At 33.9% G+C, this 22138-nt stretch carries 16 protein-coding genes and 3 pseudogenes; 9 read left to right on the top strand and 10 right to left on the bottom strand.

Translation table 11 applies throughout. The features are described 5' to 3' along the window. Positions 1 to 69 precede the first annotated feature (69 nt). The 6 genes and pseudogenes from ACFCYJ_RS04205 (at position 70) to ltaS (ending at position 7471) form a co-directional block, all read left to right on the top strand. Complete coding sequence (locus ACFCYJ_RS04205) at positions 70 to 840, top strand: CPBP family intramembrane glutamic endopeptidase (protein WP_376071073.1); 771 nt, start codon at positions 70 to 72, stop codon at positions 838 to 840. A gap of 194 nt (positions 841 to 1034) precedes the next feature. Continuing rightward, positions 1035 to 1349 (top strand): annotated as a pseudogene (locus ACFCYJ_RS04210) (GNAT family N-acetyltransferase); the annotation flags it as partial. A gap of 179 nt (positions 1350 to 1528) precedes the next feature. After that, positions 1529 to 2131 (top strand): class I SAM-dependent methyltransferase, encoded by a 603-nt coding sequence (locus tag ACFCYJ_RS04215; protein WP_376071076.1) that lies wholly within the window; start codon positions 1529 to 1531, stop codon positions 2129 to 2131. 233 nt (positions 2132 to 2364) lie between these two features. Continuing rightward, on the top strand, positions 2365 to 4344 hold the full coding sequence (locus tag ACFCYJ_RS04220) for a Na+/H+ antiporter (protein WP_376071079.1): 1980 nt from the start codon (positions 2365 to 2367) through the stop codon (positions 4342 to 4344). Positions 4345 to 4493: 149 nt separating this feature from the next. Beyond that, positions 4494 to 4705: pseudogene (locus ACFCYJ_RS04225) on the top strand (IS5/IS1182 family transposase); the annotation flags it as partial. 813 nt (positions 4706 to 5518) lie between these two features. Beyond that, complete coding sequence (gene ltaS, locus ACFCYJ_RS04230; RefSeq protein ID WP_376071082.1) at positions 5519 to 7471, top strand: lipoteichoic acid synthase; 1953 nt, start codon at positions 5519 to 5521, stop codon at positions 7469 to 7471. A 269-nt stretch (positions 7472 to 7740) separates the two neighbouring features. On the opposite strand, the gene ACFCYJ_RS04235 is transcribed toward ltaS, so the two are convergent. The 8 genes from ACFCYJ_RS04235 to ACFCYJ_RS04270 all read right to left on the bottom strand — a co-directional run bounded on the left by ACFCYJ_RS04235 (position 7741) and on the right by ACFCYJ_RS04270 (position 15999). Beyond that, entirely contained in the window at positions 7741 to 9087 is a 1347-nt protein-coding gene (locus ACFCYJ_RS04235) for a HAMP domain-containing sensor histidine kinase (RefSeq protein ID WP_376071085.1), read from the bottom strand. After that, entirely contained in the window at positions 9084 to 9722 is a 639-nt protein-coding gene (locus tag ACFCYJ_RS04240) for a response regulator transcription factor (protein ID WP_376071088.1), read from the bottom strand. Before ACFCYJ_RS04240 ends, ACFCYJ_RS04235 begins: the two co-directional genes overlap by 4 nt. 12 nt (positions 9723 to 9734) lie before the next feature. Continuing rightward, on the bottom strand, positions 9735 to 10307 hold the full coding sequence (locus ACFCYJ_RS04245) for a glycoside hydrolase family 73 protein (RefSeq protein ID WP_376071091.1): 573 nt from the start codon (positions 10305 to 10307) through the stop codon (positions 9735 to 9737). Positions 10308 to 10597: 290 nt separating this feature from the next. Further along, on the bottom strand, positions 10598 to 11899 hold the full coding sequence (locus ACFCYJ_RS04250) for a glycoside hydrolase family 5 protein (protein ID WP_376071094.1): 1302 nt from the start codon (positions 11897 to 11899) through the stop codon (positions 10598 to 10600). Positions 11900 to 12374: 475 nt separating this feature from the next. Then, the gene (locus ACFCYJ_RS04255; protein WP_376071097.1) at positions 12375 to 13679 is read right to left on the bottom strand and encodes an alpha/beta hydrolase family protein; all 1305 of its coding nucleotides are present in this window, start codon (positions 13677 to 13679) and stop codon (positions 12375 to 12377) included. A gap of 183 nt (positions 13680 to 13862) precedes the next feature. Next, positions 13863 to 14297 carry a DUF3021 family protein gene (locus ACFCYJ_RS04260; RefSeq protein WP_376071100.1) on the bottom strand — a complete coding sequence of 145 codons (435 nt, stop codon included), beginning with the start codon at positions 14295 to 14297 and terminating at the stop codon, positions 13863 to 13865. Positions 14298 to 14309: 12 nt separating this feature from the next. After that, entirely contained in the window at positions 14310 to 14759 is a 450-nt protein-coding gene (locus ACFCYJ_RS04265) for a LytTR family DNA-binding domain-containing protein (protein ID WP_376071103.1), read from the bottom strand. A 604-nt stretch (positions 14760 to 15363) separates the two neighbouring features. Further along, positions 15364 to 15999, bottom strand: coding sequence for a GDSL-type esterase/lipase family protein (locus tag ACFCYJ_RS04270; RefSeq protein WP_376071106.1), 636 nt, complete (start codon positions 15997 to 15999; stop codon positions 15364 to 15366). A gap of 804 nt (positions 16000 to 16803) precedes the next feature. Here ACFCYJ_RS04270 and ACFCYJ_RS04275 point away from each other — a divergent pair. After that, entirely contained in the window at positions 16804 to 17631 is an 828-nt protein-coding gene (locus ACFCYJ_RS04275) for a hypothetical protein (RefSeq protein ID WP_376071108.1), read from the top strand. A gap of 987 nt (positions 17632 to 18618) precedes the next feature. Here the strand turns inward: ACFCYJ_RS04275 and ACFCYJ_RS04280 are convergent. Then, a complete protein-coding gene (locus tag ACFCYJ_RS04280; protein ID WP_376071111.1) occupies positions 18619 to 19218 on the bottom strand; it encodes a CotG/ExsB N-terminal domain-containing protein in 600 nt (199 codons plus the stop codon). A 235-nt stretch (positions 19219 to 19453) separates the two neighbouring features. On the opposite strand from ACFCYJ_RS04280, the gene ACFCYJ_RS04285 reads away from it, so the two are divergent. After that, positions 19454 to 20545 (top strand): CotH kinase family protein, encoded by a 1092-nt coding sequence (locus ACFCYJ_RS04285; protein WP_376071113.1) that lies wholly within the window; start codon positions 19454 to 19456, stop codon positions 20543 to 20545. A 102-nt stretch (positions 20546 to 20647) separates the two neighbouring features. Here the strand turns inward: ACFCYJ_RS04285 and ACFCYJ_RS04290 are convergent. Further along, positions 20648 to 21072, bottom strand: a pseudogene (locus tag ACFCYJ_RS04290) (IS1595 family transposase); the annotation flags it as partial. Positions 21073 to 21421: 349 nt separating this feature from the next. Between ACFCYJ_RS04290 and ACFCYJ_RS04295 the strand changes: the two are divergent. Then, complete coding sequence (locus tag ACFCYJ_RS04295) at positions 21422 to 22093, top strand: lipoprotein BA_5634 family protein (RefSeq protein WP_376071116.1); 672 nt, start codon at positions 21422 to 21424, stop codon at positions 22091 to 22093. Positions 22094 to 22138 lie beyond the last annotated feature (45 nt).

Raw genomic sequence — 22138 nt, forward strand, 5'->3', positions numbered from 1 at the left:
TAAATAACAATAGCTAGTTTTATTTATTAACAATAGGCATGTAATAATTTCTTAGGAGGAAACTGGCTCATGAAAAAGATAATCAACTGGAAGCTATTCTTCCTACTTACTGCCGTAAGCGTCGTGACGGGCGTAATGGTTATGCCGTTTACGTACGCGCTTGCGCAACTGCCAGATAACGCGCCTATGCAGATCATCATACCTGCGCAGATAGCACAAACACTGGTGTTGGGTGCGCTGGCAAGCTTTTTCGGATTGCTTTTGGCGCGACATATTGGATTTGGCGCACCGATTTTGGAGGGAATTACAGGCGGTGAAAAGCGAAAGGGCTATTTGAAATCTATACTCGGTTCATCTGTCCTTTGGGGCATTTTGGGCGGTGTGCTTGTCGTTTTACTGTGCATCCCGTTCTGGAATATGTCTGTTGAACTGATGAAGGCAGAAATGGCGGTGCCGGTTTGGAAATCCGCGCTTGCGATTTTCTATGGCGGTACGGCAGAAGAAATATTATTCCGGCTTTTTTTGATGACGCTTTTGGTTTGGATTGCTTCCAAAATCAAAAAGGCGAAAGATGGAGGCCCAACTAAAATCGGCGTGTGGTTGGCAATAATTATAACAGGGGTGATTTTTGGCCTCGGTCATCTCGGAATCACGGGCGCGATGACCGCGATCACCAGTGACGTAATCTTCCGGGCGGTATTGCTTAACGGCTCTCTCAGCGTTATTTATGGTTGGCTCTACTGGAAAAAGGGGCTGGAGTCGGCTATGATTGCTCACTTTTCTACCGACTTTGTGTTGCATATACTCATTCCGCATGTAATAGGGCCATTATTTATCTAATCGGAAATTATGGACATAAACGAAAAAAATAATCATTGGTAGTGGATCAAAAAATGCTTTGAATGGAATTTTGTAAATAGGGGGGTTTCTATTAAAATAACCTTGTGATTTTAGAATTTTTGATAAATGAGTTATAAAAAGATTCTTTTGTTGGCGTTCGGTACTCCGAAAGTGTGCATCAAAAGAATCTTTTTATTTCACTTTTTCATAATAAATCTCATCCCGTTAGATTTAAGAAACAAGAAGATTTAAAAAAACTACAAGATTTAAGTATCGAAACATTCCATGCTACATTTAAAGATCCGAATTCATCTGAAAATATGAAAGTTTATATAGAAAAGGCATTCAATGATAAACAACTGAAAAAGGAATTATCTAACATTTTTTAGGAATCCTATTTCATCTATGACGGCGAAGAAATTGCTGGCTATTTAAAGGTAAATATAAATGGGGCTCAAACTGAACAAATGGGGGATGAGTCACTCGAAATTGAGAGAATTTACATTAGGGTGGGTTATTTTAATACGTCTCATCTTTATATTTTCAAAAGCATGACTGGCGCCGCATGTAAAGGAGTCGAATTTTAAAGTTTACGACTGTCACTAACGAAGCAATTAGTTGAAATATTATTTACAGAATCGTATCTTATTATTTAGGTTGTTTATTTAGTCTGATCGGAGAGATAATAATGGGTAATACTGATAAGTTTGAAATGATAGCTAATATATATGACACTCCTGAAAGAATCCAAATTGCAAAGGTATCATCAGATGCCATCAGTAATTATTTAATTGACGCTAAAAATAAGAATGCTATTGATTTTGGGTGTGGAACTGGTCTTGTCGGGATGAACTTGTTAAACGAGTTTAATTCTATGCTTTTTCTGGATACATCACAAAACATGGTTAATCAAATAAAGCAAAAAGTAACTAATTTTAATATTCAGAATGTAGATACATTATGCTTTGATATTGAAAAGGAAAGTATAACGGATTTACGTGCCGACTATATTTTTATGGCTCAGGTTCTACTCCATATTCATGATGTTGAATTAGTTTTATCAAGATTATTTGATGTTCTTAATGAAGGAGGACATCTACTGATCGTAGATTTTAATAAAAATGAAAATGTAGTTTCAGATATTGTTCATAACGGATTTAATCCCGAAGAGCTAACCGACATTATGACTAAAATAGGGTATAGGAATATTCAATTCAAAACTTTTTACACAGGAAATAAAATATTCATGGGACAAGATGCGTCGATGTTTATTCTTGATTCAAAAAAGTGACCCTTGTTACTATTTTTATTACAGAAAAGCCGTTTCGCTATAAAGAAACGGCTTTAACATTACCTCTCGTAGCGTATAGAATACTGAAAAATGTAAATACAGTCTGTGAGCAAATACTAACTGTTGAAAAAGCTGAATTTTACTGCAAATATGTGTAAAAGGGGGATTAGTCGGCTAAAATTTGGTTGACTTTGAAAAATTGAAGGCAATTCTTTATAAAAAGGAGACCGTGCATGGAGATCTTAATATCGATATTAATGCTACTTGTATTATTATTAGTGACAAATGTTCTGGCACATTATATTTCCTTCATTCCGATTGCTCTCATTCAAATTGCAGTTGGAATTATAGTTGCTTTAGTAGCAAAGAATTTTACCATTGAGATTGAATCAGAATGGTTTTTGCTATTGTTTATTGCACCGTTACTTTATTATGATGGGGCACATTTTCCTCGTGAACAATTATGGAAAATGCGATTACCGATTTTAGGCAACGCTATTATCTTAGTATTATTAACGACCATTGTTGGTGGCCTTTTTGTGCACTGGATGATTCCATCGATTCCTTTAGCGGCTGCCTTTGCTTTAATGGCTATTTTATCGCCTACTGACCCAGTGGCCGTAAATGGTATCGCCAAACGAGTTCGTATTCCAGATCGTATTATGAATATAGTTCGCGGGGAATCTTTAATCAATGATGCATCCGGGTTAATCGCGTTTAAATATGCAGTAGCGGCGATTGTAACAGGTTATTTTTCGTTGAATTCAGCAACAAATGACTTTATTTATATGTTTTTTATAGGTGCATTTATTGGGGTATTTGGTGCATTAGTATTATTTTGGATACGTCTTCGTATTCGTCGTATAGGAATTGTGGATATAACATTTTACGTCTTGCTACAAGTTCTAACACCCTTTCTTTTATTTTTCATATCAGAAGAATTATTTCATGCATCAGGTGTCATTGCAGTCGTAGCAGGAGGAATTGTTGCAACAATTATTAAAGAAAAGACAGAAAGTATCATTGCACAGGAACAAGTGGTAACGCAAAATGTTTGGTCTATTGTTATTTTTACATTAAATGGGATTATCTTTATTTTACTTGGATTGATGCTACCTTCTGCCACAAATTCTATACTCGCAAGTGAGGAAATGCACAATAGCGTACTTATTTTATATGTACTAGCTATTGGATTGATGGTATTAATGATCCGTTTTATTTGGACGATGTTCTTTAATATACTGGATAAGAAAATATTTAAAAGCGAAGAAATAACAACAATCAAGGATCATATTGTTACAACACTTGTTGGAGTACGTGGAACTATCACAATGGTAGGGATATTATCATTACCGATATTAACAAATAGCGGGGAATTATTTCCTGAACGATCATTGCTCATCTTTTTAGCTGCAGGTGTTATTTTATTCACCTTAGTAATGGCTACTATATTTTTACCTTTATTAAACACTCAAGAAATAGCCCAACAGTCCAATTTAATTGATGAAAAACGAAAAATGATCAGACATGCCATTCATAGTATTCAACTTGAAACGGTTGAAGAGAATGCTCCTGTAGCGCTAAGGTTAATGAATCAATATAACGCGATGTTATTGAATATTGAGCGAGAACAGTCTGAAGAAGCACTTCAAGCATACAAGCAAAAAATACTGGAAGCTCGAAAAATTGGGTTGGAATTAGAAATAATTTATACGAATCAGTATATGGTTGATCATGGATTAAATGGATCAATTCAACATGAAATCGAGTATAGATTTAAAGAAAGAAAAGATTCGTTAAATAACCGAACATTTACTTTGCTAAAACGTCGTTTACGTTATTTTATACGTGAACGGAAGATGAGCAAACTACCTGCCGATGTTGTAGAACAAATTAATACTGTAAAAAAAGATTTAACAAATTATGTATCATCATCAATTATAAAGCATGTTCAAGAAACGGATGAATTTTCTTTAGATATTGCGCAAAAAGTGGAGATGTATTATCGTCACTTACAATATTCATCTTATAAAATGGATACTTCAATACAGGAAGAACAAAAAGAATACTTAGCTTTAATAGCAATTGAAGCACAAAGAAATCTTATAAATGAATGGTATCAAGCTGGTGAAATAAATAATGAATTAGCAAAAGAATTAAGAAGGTTTGTAAATAATTTAGAAAGTGTTATTTTACTTGAAGAGGAAGAATAAATGGTGACGGCCTAGCATAATTTGCTGGGCTTTTTATTTGCTTCGGTGGACTGGTTATTTACAACGATAGGTGATTGCGATGAATCAACTAATTTTACTTAGATGTAGCGCTAAAATTACAAAATAATGATATTGCCTTCTCCAAGGAAAATGCGAATAAATTTACGTTCGTTTGGAAGAAATCCATCGAAAAAATTTCATGGTAGCTTGATAGAGAAATCGAACCAACTATACAACGAGCTGTTTGAAAAAGAGATACTACCAGATACTACCTGAAATTGAACGAGAAAGCGAAGAAGAATTAACTCTAGAAGAGCTAGCTCAAATAGTAGAAAAAGTAGATGAAACGATTCACAAATTATATTGTTCAAAACAGAAATACTCCTACGCTTCGCTTTCGCACAAAAAACATCCGCTGGCCTAAGCACAAAACCGATTCCGGACACAATGCGAGGCATAAAAACTTACAAAATTATAAGGTACGTGTCATCAAAATTAATTGTTAAAACTAAGATTATGTTTTAGAATTACTATTGTTGAAAAACTCAATCAGAGGTCACTCGGCCTAAAGTGCAACACAGGTAATAGTAAACTAAAACAATTATATTTTGCATCTGAAGATTGCCATCCATAAATGAAAACTGAGAAATACTGCTATCGCAACGTCTCTTTTATTTCCGAATTATATGAAAGTAGGAAATATGAATAAACAATTCAATGAGTAATGAGGTATTACAATGGTTTAAATACTCCGTAAATGAAATACGAACATAAGCGGGGGATTTTTATGGAACGCGTTTGCAATAATGGAAAGAAATGTACGTATTGTTTTATAGCTTGACAGAAGTCTAAATGGGGAGTAAGCTACACTAGCTGCGAAAAAAACTATTGTGAAGTAACAATTTTTAAAATGAAATACTTATAAACTAAGTTAATATATATCTAGATTTAAATTTAACTTCTTTCAGCGGGTGTCCAAACGCCCGCTGAAAGAAGTTAAAGCCTCCGGCGGATGTCACGGAATCGGAAAGGAGTGCTTAAAAGGATGTTAGCCTAAAATCATCGCATCCATGCGATAACGGCTAACTGACCTGCATCACGCAGGCCTAAGCACAAAGCCGATTCCGGACGCAATTATGCCGAGGCATAATTGATTAAGTTAAAGAGGTGCAAAATGAAAAATTTAATAAGTAAAAAAGATAACCTATTAAACAACTTTTTAGGGATATATGTATTAGCTGTTTTAATGTTATGGATTAAAACATACATCGCTCAAACAGCACAATTTAAACTAGGAGTAGAAGGATTCCTTCAACATTTCCTTTTACTAATAAATCCACTAGGTTCAGCAATGCTATTTCTAGGAATTGCCTTTTTATTTAGAGGAAAGAGAAAATATACATCACTAGTTGTAGTTTATACTCTGATGTCTATTGTTTTATATGCCAATATTGTTTATTACCGATTTTTTAGTGATTTCATTACATTGCCTACAGTTACACAAACACAGAACTTCGGAGATTTAGGTGGTAGTGTTCTTTCTTTACTAAAGCCTTATGATTTCTTGTTCTTTGTGGATGTATTTGTAATGTTTTACCTACGATTCTCAAGAAAAATACAAAAAGATAGCAATCGTTTTGGATATAAAAAAGCAACGGCAATCATTACTTTTGCATTAGCAATATCAATCCTAAATTTAGGACTAGCTGAATCTGACCGTCCGCAACTATTAAGTCGAGGTTTTGATAGAAACTATATTGTGAAATATTTAGGAATGTATAACTATACAATTTATGATTCAGTAGAAACGATGAAAGCATCTTCACAGAGAGCTTTGGCGGATAGTAGTGATATTACAGAAGTGATGAACTATACAAAATCCAACTACGCCAAACCTAATGCAGAATATTTTGGTAAAGCAAAAGGAATGAACGTTATCTATTTACATTTAGAATCATTCCAAAACTTCCTGATCAACTATAAATTAAACGGTGAAGAAGTTACACCATTTTTAAATTCATTAACAAAAGATAAGAATACAATGTATTTTGATAATTTCTTCCATCAAACAGGTCAAGGTAAAACTTCCGATGCAGAATTTATGCTGGAAAATTCTTTATTTGGGTTACCACAAGGGTCTGCTTATATTACAAAAGCACAAAATACGTATCAAGCAGCTCCTAGTATTTTAAAAGATTATGGTTATACATCTGCTGTATTCCATGGTAATAACGGAAGCTTCTGGAATCGAAATGAGATTTATAAATCATTTGGATTCGATCACTTCTTTGATGCTAGTTATTATGACACGAACTCTTCAGAAAACATGGCTGAATATGGTTTGTTAGATAAACCATTCTTTAACCAATCTGAAAGTATGTTAAGTTCGTTACCACAACCTTTTTATACGAAATTAATTACGGTAGGGAACCACTTTCCATATAAAATGGATCAAAACTTAGTAACAATTAATAAAGCTGATACTGGAGATGCAAGTGTAGATAATTATTTCCAAACAGCACGTTATGCAGATGAAGCAATCGAACAAGCCTTCAATCAATTAAAAGAATTAGGCTTATATGATAATTCGATGATTGTTCTTTATGGTGACCATTACGGTATTTCAGATAATCATAATAATGCGATGGAACAAGTCATAGGAAAAGAAATTACACCATACGAAAGTGCTAATTTACAACGCGTACCATTATTTATACATGTTCCAGGAATGCAAGGTGGAACGGACCATACTTATGGTGGCCAAACAGACCTTCTCCCAACGTTATTACATTTACTAGGAATTGATACGCAAAAATTTGTTCAATTTGGTTCAGACTTATTATCAAAAGAGCATGATGAAGTTGTACCATTTAGAAATGGCGGTTTTGTCAGTCCAACGATTAATTCAATTAATGGGAAATTTTATGATAATAAAACAGGTTTACTACTAGATGATAGTCAATTAGAGTTTGCGAAAACTATCAAAAATGAAGTAGATCGTAAATTGGAATTATCTGATAAAGTCGTGAATGGTGACTTATTGAGATTCTATACGCCAACAGATTATACGCCAGTTGATCGTTCTAAGTATAATTACTCCAAAGATGCGAATGAAGAATCTAATTAATTGCTGCAATTTGCTAGGCAGTTCAAGAATATGTATTTGATATTTGAGTATATTTTCAAAGAAAAATCGGAAAATTTCACATCAGAAAAGCGCGGGAAATCAATGTTTCTAAAATTGATTTCTCGCGCTTTTTAAGGATTTTCCTACTCATCATCTAAAAGATAGAAAAATGTAATTAGTTGTTTTTTTTCAATTATATTAGAGTAGTCCAACAACAGGTATCAATTCATTTTAGAACGCATCAAATTAAATTATGATTTTAATATGCATCAATGCAATGTAGGATTTACAAAATCGATTTCAAAATTAATTTTACCGTTAGATAGCCTTGCTTGAACTGAATATCCTAATTGTTCAGTAAGGCTTTTAACTGTGGCAAGTCCAAGCCCAGTACCTGAAAAGTTCTTGTCACGAGAACTTTCGCCAACATAAAAAGGCTGCCATATTCTAGAAATATCTGTAAGCGTGGTATCATTACTAATTTTAAATACACTGTCTTGACCAAAGCAAATCTGAATTTCATTTCCAGAAGCATATTTGATTGCATTACTAATCATATTTTCAAATATGAAATGTACTTTATCTTGTTCAGCCGTCAGTATAAATTCAGTAACTTCAGTTTTAAAATAAATTTGTTTTTCTCCTTGTATATGTCGATAGTTATTCAGTATGTCATTAATCAACATAATTAAATCAAAGTTTGTTTTATTAGAATTGTTTTCTTCTGTTTTGGCGAAATAAAGCATATCTGTAATTAATTTTTCCATTCTATCAACTTGCTTGTTAATGGTTGTAAGATAAGTTCCATCATCCATACCATCTTCAATTCCACTGGAATATGCTCTAACTAATGCTAAAGGAGTTTTAAGCTCATGGGTTAAACCTATCATAAATTGCTTTAAGTCAATGTTCCGTTTAGATAAATCTTGTTGCGCCTTTTCAAGTGCCTTACTCATTTTATTTATACTTTTTGCAAGGTCCTCGATTTCATCTCCGGTCCGAATTTCAGCCTGTTTAAATTCCAACTCGCCAATTTCTTTTGCAACTTTTTTGAGTTCATTTAACGGTCTTGTTAGATTTCGAGATAGAAAGGCAGTAATAACAATAATCACTAAGATGCTGGCAATCAAAAAGAATATGTTAAAACGATTAATAAAATAAGCTATATCAATAAAATTAGCCATAGAGGCTCCAATCATAATTAGCTGATTATCATCTTTTGAATAATGTGCGATAAAACTGGACTTTTGTTTTCCTTGATTATAAACTTTGCCTACAATTTTATCCTCATTAACTTTTTGTAATACTTCTTCGGAAACCCAAAATTTATTAAGTGCAATATGTTCTCTTGCAAGTTGCTGTTTTAAATTTTCATTCAGGACATTAATATTATCTTTTAGCGATACTGAAAGAATAGTTACATCAAATTGATGCTCCACCAAACTCTTATCTTCAAATTCCTGATATACTGAAAAAGCATTTGTTACTTTTTGGTTCAATTGATGAAGATAATATTTTGGTAGAAAAAAATGACTTATCGCAAGTGAGATGCTAAATGTAATGATAACAACAAGAGTTATATAAATAGTTAATTTTGTTCCAATTTTTCGTTTCATTCCCTTGTGCTATATCCAACACCACGATGCGTTTGGATAATATCCTCTCCAATTTTTTCACGTAGACGCCGAATATGTGTATCTACCGTCCTTGGATCACCCTCGTAGTCCATTCCCCATATTAAATCAAGTAGTTGATCTCTCGTTAATATTTGTCTTCTATTTTGGCTAAATATACGTAAAACCTCGAATTCAGTCTTTGTTAAAATCAATTCTTTTCCAGATCTCCATACACGTTTGCTTGAAATATCAAATGAAACATCGTTTATTCGTTGAATGGATTCCATTTGTAACAATTTTTTCGCCCTCATTAATAAAACTTTTGGATAAAATGGTTTATTTACATAATCATCAGCGCCATCAGATAAGGCAATAAATTCATCTTCTCCAGTATCTCTAGCCGTTAGTATTAATACTTTAATTTTTTGAGTCTTCTTCATTTCGCGGCAAACTGTAATCCCATCTTTTTCTGGCATCATCCAATCCAAAATGGCCAAATCAATTTTTTGATTATAGAAAATATCAAGTGCCTCTGAACCATTTGTAGCCGTAAATACCGTAAATCCTTCCTTTTTGAAATAACTTTGTAAAATCTTTAACATATCTAGTTCATCATCAGCGATAAGAACATTCATTATATTTATCTCCTAATTGTCATATTTCCCTAAATTATACTGTTCTATAATAGCAATTATTTTTTCAGGATACATAGGATCTGTGGAATAGTGATTTTTTTTCAAAGCATGGGCTGCTTCCTGATAATTCGCTGCAGCAAGAACATCATAATATTGATGCTCATTCCAACTCGTTCCTTCTAAAATTAATTTAGTATGGTCAATAAACGCACTTTTCAAATCTGGATAAGCTCTAAATTCAGTTTCAATTGTATAACTTTTATTATTTTTATATTCCATAGTTGGCATTGTTACTGAATTGCCTTTATAGCTACCTTTTATCCCAAATAAATTATTTGCTTTTATAGCCAATTCACTTTTGCCATAATTCGATTCTAATATAGCCTGTGCAATTGTTATACTCGGAAATACTCCTCCTGTTTGTTGCTTTAATTCTACAGCTATAGGAGCAATTTCATCTATAAAATGATTTTCTCTATTTTCTTTTTGAAATAGTCTTATAAAAAAAACAGAAAGTAAAGCTAAACAAACTACTAGTATAATTATTGACACTTTGCATTTTCTATATTTGCAGATTCTTTTCATAATATAACCTCTTTTTAAATGAATTTATTACTTGTATTTTAAAAGAGGAATGTTACAGTCATTTGACAAAAGAATAATATTAGATGAAAAACCTTTAACTTATTTCAGCGGGTGTCCAAACATCTGCAGGCCTAAGCAAAAAGCCGATTCCCGACGCAATTATGCCAATGCATAATTGATTTCGATTAATGAATACTTTGTTCACTTATTTCTATAAAAAAGTAGTACAAACTTTGGTTTGTACTACTGATAAAATAATATTTTCTATATCTATGCGTAAAAGGACAAGGTTATTTGTTCAGTCCTTTTTTCAAGGCAGCCCAAATCGAATTTTCAACTTCTATATCTTTTCTATCCGGTAGTTCGCCATTTTCCTTAGCTTCCCAATATGCCCACTTGACTGGCTGATTTCCTAATTCAAAATCCATACCTTCCCACGTATCTTCACGAAATGCATAAAATGCCCAGTGCCAACCGTAATCATCGAAAATATCGATTAAATCCTGTATATATTGATCGGCTCCGCCAACCATTCGGTTAATTCCAAACTCTTCAGCAATAATCCGGTTGTTTGATATATTGTGTTGCTCTGTCCATTGTGCAACTGGTTCTAAAAACTCTTTCAATGCAGCTTTATCGAACATTTTTTCTTCTTGATCTTCACCAACCTTCACCTTGCCAGGATAAGTGAATGTGAATCCTTTTTTCCGATTTTGGCTTGTCATTTCATAAGGTTCATACATATGGAATGCATATAACACATTATCGTCATCTATTGGTTTTAAATAGTTAATTGCCCATGGAGTGGCAAATAAACCTGAATCTAATATAATCGGTGTGTCAGAATCTACTGTTCGTATAGAATCTACAATTGTTCCATAAAGCAGGTTTAAATCTGCAGGAGTATTTTCCAATTTGTTGTACCATTTGTCATAATCCTCTGTCCAAAAATCATTATATCCCGTAGCTGTTTCAGGATGTGGCTCATTAATTACGTTATATCCAACCACTGCAGGATGATCTTTCAAACGGAAGGCAAGATCTTTCCAAAAAAGCGCTGCTTGCTCATGATATTTAAAGTCTTTCCAAATACGGTCGTCATTTTCATAGTTATTAAACTGCCTCCAACGATTTCCTGGAAGACTTAGAACAGTTAGTACAACTTTTGACCCTCTTGCATATGCTGCATCCAAATCCTCTTTTAACTTTATAAAATCTTCTTCAACAATTCCCTCATATTGATCTGCATTACCAATTAGGAAATCCTTATTAGGATTAGGGTCAGGTTCGTCATTAAATAAGAAATCTTTATCTTTTGCCCATTTATCAGGTGCTAAACGGATAAATTCAATATTGAATTTATTCGCCTCTTCATAATTTTCCGGTAAAGAAGTAGAATTCATAAAATTTGTTCCTTTTCTTTGCCCATCCCAAAAATCTTTTTTTATTTCCTTTACTTCTTTTATTTCCTGTGTCTTTCCTTGCTCTAAAGAACTACAACCAGCAGCAAGTGCTACTGTCAAAGCGCACCCAAGGGAGGCTATCATTTTGAATTTATTTTTCAGCCATTTCCTTTGATTTATTCCTCTCATATTATCCACCTCGTGATATATACTACTGAACCTATGTTACGTGAATGTGACAAATTAAGCGGATGTGTGTATGTTATCTGAAATCAATTTAAGGAACTTTTAAAAGTAGCTAATGAGGAATATTCGGTAGGGGAGAGAAAGCAAATTTAGTTTAATTAAATTTCTAGTCGAGAAATGACAGAAGTTCTTTTTTGATAAAATCGGACGAACAGCAACGAGTATTGCTTCTGGAGTGACTTTGTTATGTGCAAGTTTATTAGCAGCATTCGTACCAAGCGATTTTTATGATTCTAGGGGGACTATTTATCCAGTCGTTTGGTCTAGAAAAGCTTGAGTATTATGATAAGTTTCACTACAAGACACTAATTCGAGTAGTTTGATAGAGGAAGCCCATTAGACCTTGTTCTAGAGTTAATGGGCTTCCTCGATTAAAATTTATACAATATCTAAATAACGAAGACAAGAAACTTTGTGTTCAATAAGTCTCTTCGGGAGTGAAATGGCCGATGCCCTTTAATTCAAAGTCAAAAAATTTAAGAATTAGTTCATTTTCAGTTTCAATACAGTAAGATTGATCAATATCGGCTTTTCCTCCTTGTAGAATATTTGCCAGTATCGGAGAGAAAAGCGGTAAATCGGTCAAGCTTAAATGTTTTGCCCCTTTAAAATGAGTAGTATATGCATCTTTGAAGTGTTCATTATTAGGTTTGTTCGCTATATAAATGGAGTTGTTTTCAAGCTGTCCCCAAACATCGTCAGAATAAATGTTAAGAAGCGGGGTCGTAAAGTCTTTGCTGCTAGCTACAAAATCATCCATTTCTTTCTTATAAACAAGCTCACTAAAGAATGGCGCATCAATATTTACAACTGCACTTATATCATTACGCTCTCTATCTAGCCAAACACTCGCTGCACCGCCCATAGAATGCCCGAACACACCAATTTTCTCTGTATTGATATGTTGATAAAGGAGGTTTTTATCATTTTTCGACTTTTTAAGGATCGTATCAATGACAAAATTCATATCGTCTGTTCGCAGTTTCATCCATTTTTGAATGATATTGTACCGTTCTTCATTTGAGTAAACGCCTTTATTCATATTTTTTTCGAATTCATCGCGAAAATCTGGACTGATCATAGCTACTGTTCCATCCTCTGAACGAGTATAGAAGGAGTGATAGGGATGGTCGATTGAAACGACTACATAACCGTGACTTGCCAGCTCTGTATAGGTAGATCTGTTGCTTGTCTTGATACCATATGCGCCATGGGAGAACACCAATAGAGGGTATGTTCCATCTGCGTTTTTTGGATACCAAAATTCTACATTAACAAATCTGTTGTCCCCCTTGTTGGTGAATTCTTCAATACGATTCTTGTCAACATATGTGTCAGTAGTAGTTGCGACTTCATATTCTCCTGTCACTTTTGGTAATGGGTGCTGTGGGAAAATAATGATAGGTGAAAATACAAATACAAATATCAATATCATCATAATGGACTTCCACACAATGTTAGAAGTTTTGTATGGTTTAATATTCGTTTTCTTAAGGATAAGAGATACTGTCCCATTTACGGCTAATAAGAAAAGTAGTATAGCAAGCATTACCCAGCGAAAACTCCAGACAATCACCGATGAAGCAGTAAGTATTACAAATACAATAAATACAGCAATCCTAATCCAATTCTTTATTTTTTTATGGTTTTGCTTATTTGTCATGCAGTAGATTGCAAAAACAATCTCGAAAATCAAAGCCATTAATAATAGTAAAATTCCCATAGTCGTTCCTCCACCTCATTGGAAAAATTTTTATGAAATTATCATAATAAACGGATGGAAGGATGTATATGGAAAAACGGTAAGTTGTATTCACAAGCAAATAAGATGCAAAAAAACGGTAAGCTCTAATGCTCACCGTAAAATAATTTGTTGCAGATAACTAACGCTTATTGATTACCTTGACTACTCACCAAAGTCTTTCTTAATTAATTTTAGTTTTTCATTGATTTTTTTTGCATCTTTTTTATCATTTTGCCATGACAGTAGACGAACAATGATATAAATTATCGCAATTTGCAGTCCAAGAAAAATTACACCTAATGGATCAGTTACAAGATTAATAGCGCTGCCAAGGACAATCAATAAAATCTCCAAAGTGAAGAAATGAATAATAATCCTTATACGCATTTTCTTCTCACTTAGATCATTAGGAGAATATAAAATAAATCCCGTCATTGCACTTAAAAATGAAAATGCCATAATGATATAAATCGACTTCAAATCAAATGCCATGTCAGGATAAAACATTTGTCGCAACAAAGTAATCATCATGATTATGGATGCGAAGATGATAAAGAAATTTCTAATTATCTTTTGTACAAATTCAAAAAAATTCATTGGTATCCCTCTTTACAAACCAAGCATATTTTTAAGGACAGGCACATACCGCCTCGATATAAAAGTACGTTCTCCGTTATCCAGCACCGCTTCGAATCGACCACTTATAGTCGGATAAACAGATGAAATTTTGGTGGTGTTCAAAATTGTTGATTTCGATGCCCGAAAACAGTTTTTTCCTTTGCATAATTCCTCTAACTCGTATAGTTTTTGTTTTACCTCAAAAACGTTGTCCCTGCAGTACATAAACACTTTTCCCTCGACTGCCTCGAAATAATAAATATCACTAAGCTTAATGCGGTGAATACTATCATTTTGATGTCCGAGTAAAATGAGGTTTTCAGTTTTCAGCTTGTTTATAATTTCATATATTTCGTCATCAACCTCATGACACCTAATAATAATCTCTTCTTCTAATTCTTGGCTTATTTCTTCTAGTGAAATTTTCATATTATCACCCACGAAAATTCAAATTATTTCAGTTTCACTTGAATTCTGTATAAACCTGCAAATGAAACATGGCTAAAAAGGTTTGTTTATCCAAATGATAACATCTCCATGTACCGATACTTTTTTTACATTTTATACCGTTTGGATTTTATTTTATAATAGTATCCAGAATCTTCTAAGTCAAGTGTAGGGGAAAGGGCGGGTTACAGGTAAAGTAGAAGGGAAATCACGATTCAGCGTAATGATTAATATCATCCGAGAATGTATTAAAAGAGGTGGCAAAAAGTTTTACAGATTTATATAAAGTGAGTGTACCCATTATTTTGCTCTGTAGTTTAGTCGCTTTTCTGTTTCGTAATAGAAAATTTGAAATTGATTATGGAAAAATATGGAATTTATACAAGTGTTTGACAAAATATTTCCGCCGTTACAACGATAACAAAATGCAAGTTACGACAGAAACTTTGTTCAATATGTCTCTTTGGGAGTGAAATCGCCGACTCCCTTACAAAATACTTTTTATAATATAGCAAAAGGCTGAAAATGAGGCTCAGCCTCTTGCTAGAGAATTAATAAGTAATAGCTCATAAAACAAAAAGGATTAACGGCTTTTATCCTATAAAGGGGAATATCCGAGTCTACTAAGGGCTAATGCCATTTGATAGTATCCTCTACAATTAGGATGAACTCCTCTTGACGATAATAAACATTTTTCATTCCCCTTAAATACACTATAAATATCCGCTACTTTAACATTCAATTCCCGACCAAAACCGTTAATCAATGAATTAAACGCTCTAATCGCTTCATCTGCTATAGGAATATTGATAAAGGGATTGTATAAATTCTGTAGCCGTAAAATATAGTTATCTTGTTTGTCGAGATGGTGAATTTTTTCTACTATTTTTGAGATGTTTTTCCCTGATAGTTTAATAGCTTGAGCTATACTTTCTTCGTTTTTATTTATGATAAATTCTTTCGCAGCGTTAATTAAATCATCCCCTCCAGCTGTTATCGTGATGATATTTGCACAATTTACAGCTTCCGTAACAACCGGGGCATTGAGCATAGTTAAAACATCCTCTGTCGTTGCTCCAGACCTTGCATGTTTTTGATAAGAAATACGCTTTTTTAAAATTTGCTGGCTTAGACATCTGTAATACTCAACAAATCCAGGATCCAAAAACGGAGTACCGATACCAACAGTAAGGGAATCGCCTATTGCAAGATAACGTAAATGATTGAAATCCATATTTCACCTCAACTAATTAATGTATTTCTATAATATTCAGTAAAAGATGAATGGAGAAGCATAACAAAGAATGGGGAAACGATACCTAGACAAAGATAGCAATTGTCGTTACAAAGAATCAATAAAATAATAATTACCTCTTAACTAATTTAAGCGGAAATCCACCTTATATTTCTGCTTTTTTAAACATCATAAAAAACCTCACTTATGATAAGGTTCTCCGCATTGTTAAAGATTGTCAGGAACCGTTCTTTTTGTGGGATAGCCCATAAAATCATAAGTATTAAACAAATGGCCGATGCGAGCCAGAACAGATTGGAAAGTCCAATTTGTTGTTCCAGACTATAGAAGAATAAATAGTTAGATAATAGTCATTAACCTGTAAAGGATAACTCGTCTATAACTCAGACATTAAGGTGTAAAAGGGGCAACCAAATAAAAAAAGTTATAGGTTTAGTTTCAACTTCTTTCAGCAACTAAAAAGCTCTATAACTTTATGGTAGCATCCAACACCCTTAAATTGGATTTTTTTGAAAAACGATGAAACTGTGGTGATAAATTCACGTCTAATAACCAAATCATAATTTTAGGAGGTGGATATGTGGATTGTAATGAATTCAAATAACTTTGGTATTTTACGGATTAATCAATGACAAAGCTGCTCCTCGTGGTTTGAAAATGAAACATAATGGGTTTTCTTACCGCAAAGGATAAGGATTACGATATGCCTGAATTAATGGGCTTAAATAACAAAAAGTTACAGTTGATTAAGGATAGGAAAAGAAAATAAAGGGAGCCAATGCCATGAAAAAAATACTTTTCACCTTCATGCTTTTAAGTTTTAGTATATTAAGTGCTTGCACTGATAAAGAAGAACCCGTGCCGAACAAGCCGCAAGAAGAACAACAACCAAATGTGCCAAACAAGCCACAAGATGAAGAACGTCAATCACAAGAAAATCAGCAGAAACCGCCCAAAACAAATACGGGAGACACAGTAGCATCTAATACACAGGCTGGGGCACTAAAAAATATGAAGGACCAGCTTAAAACTAATTTACCTATCATTTTACCAAAAGGGCTTCCGATAACAAAAGGTACATTTTTATCTGCAACAACAAAGGCAGAAGCTAACCAAGTTGAAGTACTATTTTATGAAAGCAAAGAGTATTTACCAATCAATGATAGGAAGCTTAAAAATTCACAGACAGCTACGATTATTGCTAGACTAGTAGTAAAGCAATATCCGAATGCTAAAGAAGCAAATGAGCAAATTTCATTTGTGAACTATAGTCAAAATGGTGGTCAGAAGGTTGATCTTGGCTATAATATTAAAGGTTATCAGGATGCTGGGGTTGGTTCGTTATGGACTGGTTGGAATGAGGGAAGATGGGCATTAGCGACACATACACGAACAGACAATCCAGAAGCAGGCTTGAAGCTTGCTAAACAGGCAGTCCAATTTTTAGAAACACATATGCTTCCTATTCCAAAACAAAATGGTTTCGCGCGCTTAGATGTTTATAATTCAGGAAATATAATTGTTTGGCAGGACGAAAAACTTGTCTATACGCTTGATTCAATCAAAGAGCCGCTAAAAGCACTTGAAATTGCCGCAGCTTTTTATCATTAATAGAATTCTAAATTTGATTCTAGATAAATTCGCAAAGACGGATGCCATGTAAGGGGTGGGAGTCTCAATAATGAGTTAAGTTGTATGGAAAATCATATTAGCTCCTAGCGTCATTGCAGTAGTGGGTATTGCATGATCAAGTTTAGATTTCGCCACATCAGAACGTATGCTACAACACATGCTAATCCAATATATATAAAACATGAAGTGGTTTATTAACGAATGTGTATGTAAGGAATAAAGCCCCCATTAGCCATCCATGAAGCGCAAAAATAAGCACTTCACCACAGAAAAAGTTCTTTCATTGGAGTTTAAGTGTAATAATTCACAATCTTAATATTTATTTCTTCTATATGCATATCTTCTTTAGTTTTATTTATTACAGGAATGCTGCCCCTTCGTTCTGGAAGAATTTTCAACTATAATCGAAATCGCATACATTTTTAGTTCACATAACAACAGACATGGTAATGAATACTTGGTTCTAGATGCCAATTGGAGAGTAGTTATATAGGTAGCGATTTGCGGAACACTCCAAAATCATTACATGCAAACCATGCAAAGATCTCAAATATGGGTCTTAGTCTAAGCCTCTTCATTAATTAAACATATCCTTTACTAAATCCTCAGAATGGAGGTGAAAAGTGTTAAATCCAATGCATTTTAGTATAGGACATCAAATGTTTCCCGGTTTTCATAGATACAAAGGAATAGGAGGATCCCGTGACGGTTAAACAATTCTGATAGATGCTATGTAATACACAACGATAACAATTCATCCCGAAGAATATACATAAAAGAAAAGATCAGACGGAACCCACCCCAGCTGTCCTTTTCACTTTTCTTTCAACCTTGGACTTCGATAGGAATAACATATAAAAAGTTAACTAGTAAAAACTAGTTAACTTTTTATACAGACGACTCAATAGTCCATTGAATAACATTAAGTGTCATACTCTTCAGATAGCGGAAAATCACCTGAAGTTTTTAAAAAAATAAGTCATTCCAAAAGGAGTTTCTGCTCGTGCGTCGTTGGTTTCGCGAAGTACGACGTAATCTGCTCGTGCGTCGTTGGTTTCGTGAAGTACGACGTAATCTGCTCGTGCGTCGTAGGTTTCGCGAAGTACGACGTAATCTGCTCGTGCGTCGTTGGTTTCGTGAAGTACGACGTAATCTGCTCGTGCGTCGTAGGTTTCGCGAAGTACGACGTAATCTGCTCGTGTGTCGTTGGTTTCGCGAAGTACGACGTAATCTGCTCGTGCGTCGTTGGTTTCGTGAAGTACGACGTAATCTGCTCGTGCGCCGTAGGTTTCGCGAAGTACGACGTAATCTGCTCGTGCGTCGTAGGTTTCGCGAAGTACGACGTAATCTGCTTGTGCGTCGTAGGTTTCGCGAAGTACGACGTACCCTGCTCGTGCGTCGTTGGATTCGCGAAGTACGACGTAATCTGCTTGTGCGCCGTTGTTTTCGTGAAGTACGACGTCTCCTGCTCGTGCATCGTTCGTTACTAATTGGATCCTGGTGCATGAAGTGACCTAACCCTGAGTTGTTAGCCAATGCTACTGCATTCTGTATAAGAAGTGACATATTCCAAACCTCCTTTCATCTTTATTAGAGAAAGAAGGTAGATTCCTTTTTCAAAAAGAATCAAACCCATGCCTCTGCACATTTCTTTCCCTAATCGTAATATATGAGGTTGCACTAAAGATGTTAGAGTCAATCACATAGTTTTCGAAAGGAGAAAATAAACTCTATATATTTTTGTGGAATCTTACATTTTGTTTTAATACGAATAATTTAAAAATGAAAGGAAAGAATTCGCGTGGATAACGGCATAATAATACCTGAATATCATCTTTTTATTCATTCTTTAGATTTAATTGAACTTCGGAAAGATATATGGTGTGACGATCCTATCGCTGCCAAGTTAACGATTAACAAAAGAAAGTATGATATTGATATCGCCTATCGTGGCTCCCATATCCGGGATTTTCGAAAAAAGTCGTATCATATTTCGTTTAATAAGCCAAGTACGTATAGAAATACCAAAGAAATTCATATCAACGCAGAATATAAAGATCCTTCTCTATTAAGAAATAAACTATCGCTCGATTTTTTCAATGAAATAGGGTGCTTATCGCCAAAGTCCCAATTTGTAAATATGAAATTGAATGGGAAAAATGAGGGGCTTTATTTGGAATTAGAATCAGTGGATGAGTATTTCCTTAAGAATCGACAACTACCGCAAGGACCAATATTCTATGCGGTTGATGGCGATGCTAACTTTTCGTTGATGAGTGATCTTGATAAAGGAATAAAGAAATCACTTAAAGCTGGCTATGAACTAAAATATGGGACAGAACAAGATGAATTGCATTTACAAAAAATGATTATTGAAATTAATACCATTTCAAAGGCAGAATTTGAAAATAAAATTGTGAAATACCTCAATGTAAATCAGTATCTTAGCTGGTTGGCTGGCGCTGTTTTCACCCAAAATTTTGATGGTTTTGTTCATAATTACGCATTATACCAAAATAGCGAAACTAGGCAATTCGAAGTCATCCCGTGGGATTACGATGCAACATGGGGAAGGGATGTAAACGGGAAAGTGATGGAGGAAGACTATTTACGAATCGAAGGATTTAATACGCTTACCGCAAGAATTCTCGATGTAAAAACATTTCGAAGTCAATACAAAAACTTGCTAAAAATTATTTTAAACAACCAATTTAATGTAGACTATTTGAAACCGAAAATACAAGGTATGCATAATTTAATAAGACCTTATATTCAAAAAGATCCTTATAAAAAAGACGATATCCATTTATTTGATAAGGAACCAGAGTATATATTGGATTATATTGAAGCACGGGCGAAATATATAAGAGGGAAATTAGATTTATTAGATTAAGTTGTTGCATCATCTTACAAAACCCACTTTCCTTGTGATAAGGGGGGTGTCCCTTATTAGCACGCAATTATCTGTACTGTAAATATAAAGCACTGAATCCGCTTAAAAAGCATCTAATAAATGGTGCTCTTTATCTTTTCTTAATGCTTCAACAGTGAAATAGTTAGATTTTTGACAAGCTGAAATAAACATTTGCTCTACCCGATTTTCAAATGCCAAGTTTTATGTAACTCAAGTTAACGATACCAGTAGAGGTAATTATCCAAATAATACGTACCAACGCTTTGAAATCGTTCCATCCATCCGTTCAAACGGCGATGGAAGTTATTAACGTGTTGTATGTGGAATATCCCTTTTTTTACTCGTTGATTTTGATTAAGATTAACTATTTCGTGTTTGAAGTTTTTTGCTGCTGCAAATTTTTTATAATTGGTAGCTGTATCCGTACATAACAAAGAAGAATGGGCTATATAATCCCCGATAACCACATCATCAATTTCTTCTGCTTTTACACGACCTCTACCCGCCAACTTGAATTGAAAATAAAGTCGTACCGTTTATAAAAATTTAATAAAACTCCATTTTGACTCAATTTTTTTCAAAATGGAGTTTTTTGCATTTGCCTTAAATAAAGGATGAAGGAAACTCTTTATCGAATAAAACGATACGAACTATGCCTTTTATGTTTGGATATTATTATACTTTTTAGTGGCTTAAGGATGTTAGTATCTACAAAAGCTCTTTCAATCTTAATTCCTCCTGCAAAATCTTACTAAAGAGTAAGAAAAGAGAATAAATAGTTAGACAACAGTTATTCAAATATAAAGAATATCTAGTCTATAATTTAGACATCAAGTAAATACGAGGAGAAATAAAATGAAAAAAATTATAGGCTTAGTTTTAGTTATCGCCATTTTTATCGGTATAGGATTTGGAGTAAAACGTTTTATTGAAGGTCCACCACAAACAGTTAATGGAATTTTAGTGATCGGCACAGAAAAGGATGTCAATAAAGTTAAGCAGTTGTATAAAAATAAAACTAAACAAACAGTTGACTACAAAATGAAGCTCCTAGTAACAAAAAAAGGTGAATTAAATTTAAAGTATGCAGTTATTAACAAAACGACTGCTGAACAATTTGTTAAGAAAGGAATTTTTAGAGCAAGAAAAGATCCAGACAGTTTGTCTATCATTTCAGAACCAGTTCATGAAATTAAAGAATTATCCGGGTCACTGGATTTGCTCTATTCTTTAGATGATAAAAATATGGTGAATAACGAAATCGAATTGAATGGACAAATGATACCTGTACATTATGTTAAACATCAAGCATGGATCGGATATATTCCTATGGATCTTGTTATTCTAAATGACCAAACTTATGATGAATTAGCTGATTCAGAGTCTATCATCACATTGTTTCAGTTAAATAGTGGTAGTAAATTTGATTATAAAAATAAAGAAAAAACTAACCAAGTATTCAAAGAAATAGAGAGCGTTTATCCAGATAGCGAAGACAAAGTAAATTTTGTAGACATAGAAGATTGAGTTTTAACTTCTTTCAGCACATGTCTTTTGTACCGAAAGCAAAGC

It is taken from the genome of Lysinibacillus sp. NPDC056232, from assembly GCF_042267565.1.
In the GTDB taxonomy this organism is placed as follows: domain Bacteria; phylum Bacillota; class Bacilli; order Bacillales_A; family Planococcaceae; genus Lysinibacillus.

What these genes read in the sequence shown, in the direction of transcription:
- ACFCYJ_RS04205 (WP_376071073.1), top strand. Translation starts at nt 70, where the DNA reads ATGAAAAAGATAATCAACTGGAAGCTATTCTTCCTACTTACTGCCGTA.
- ACFCYJ_RS04215 (WP_376071076.1), top strand. Translation starts at nt 1,529, where the DNA reads ATGGGTAATACTGATAAGTTTGAAATGATAGCTAATATATATGACACT.
- ACFCYJ_RS04220 (WP_376071079.1), top strand. Translation starts at nt 2,365, where the DNA reads ATGGAGATCTTAATATCGATATTAATGCTACTTGTATTATTATTAGTG.
- ltaS (WP_376071082.1), top strand. Translation starts at nt 5,519, where the DNA reads ATGAAAAATTTAATAAGTAAAAAAGATAACCTATTAAACAACTTTTTA.
- ACFCYJ_RS04235 (WP_376071085.1), bottom strand. Translation starts at nt 9,087, where the DNA reads ATGAAACGAAAAATTGGAACAAAATTAACTATTTATATAACTCTTGTT.
- ACFCYJ_RS04240 (WP_376071088.1), bottom strand. Translation starts at nt 9,722, where the DNA reads ATGAATGTTCTTATCGCTGATGATGAACTAGATATGTTAAAGATTTTA.
- ACFCYJ_RS04245 (WP_376071091.1), bottom strand. Translation starts at nt 10,307, where the DNA reads ATGAAAAGAATCTGCAAATATAGAAAATGCAAAGTGTCAATAATTATA.
- ACFCYJ_RS04250 (WP_376071094.1), bottom strand. Translation starts at nt 11,899, where the DNA reads ATGAGAGGAATAAATCAAAGGAAATGGCTGAAAAATAAATTCAAAATG.
- ACFCYJ_RS04255 (WP_376071097.1), bottom strand. Translation starts at nt 13,679, where the DNA reads ATGGGAATTTTACTATTATTAATGGCTTTGATTTTCGAGATTGTTTTT.
- ACFCYJ_RS04260 (WP_376071100.1), bottom strand. Translation starts at nt 14,297, where the DNA reads ATGAATTTTTTTGAATTTGTACAAAAGATAATTAGAAATTTCTTTATC.
- ACFCYJ_RS04270 (WP_376071106.1), bottom strand. Translation starts at nt 15,999, where the DNA reads ATGGATTTCAATCATTTACGTTATCTTGCAATAGGCGATTCCCTTACT.
- ACFCYJ_RS04275 (WP_376071108.1), top strand. Translation starts at nt 16,804, where the DNA reads ATGAAAAAAATACTTTTCACCTTCATGCTTTTAAGTTTTAGTATATTA.
- ACFCYJ_RS04280 (WP_376071111.1), bottom strand. Translation starts at nt 19,218, where the DNA reads ATGTCACTTCTTATACAGAATGCAGTAGCATTGGCTAACAACTCAGGG.
- ACFCYJ_RS04295 (WP_376071116.1), top strand. Translation starts at nt 21,422, where the DNA reads ATGAAAAAAATTATAGGCTTAGTTTTAGTTATCGCCATTTTTATCGGT.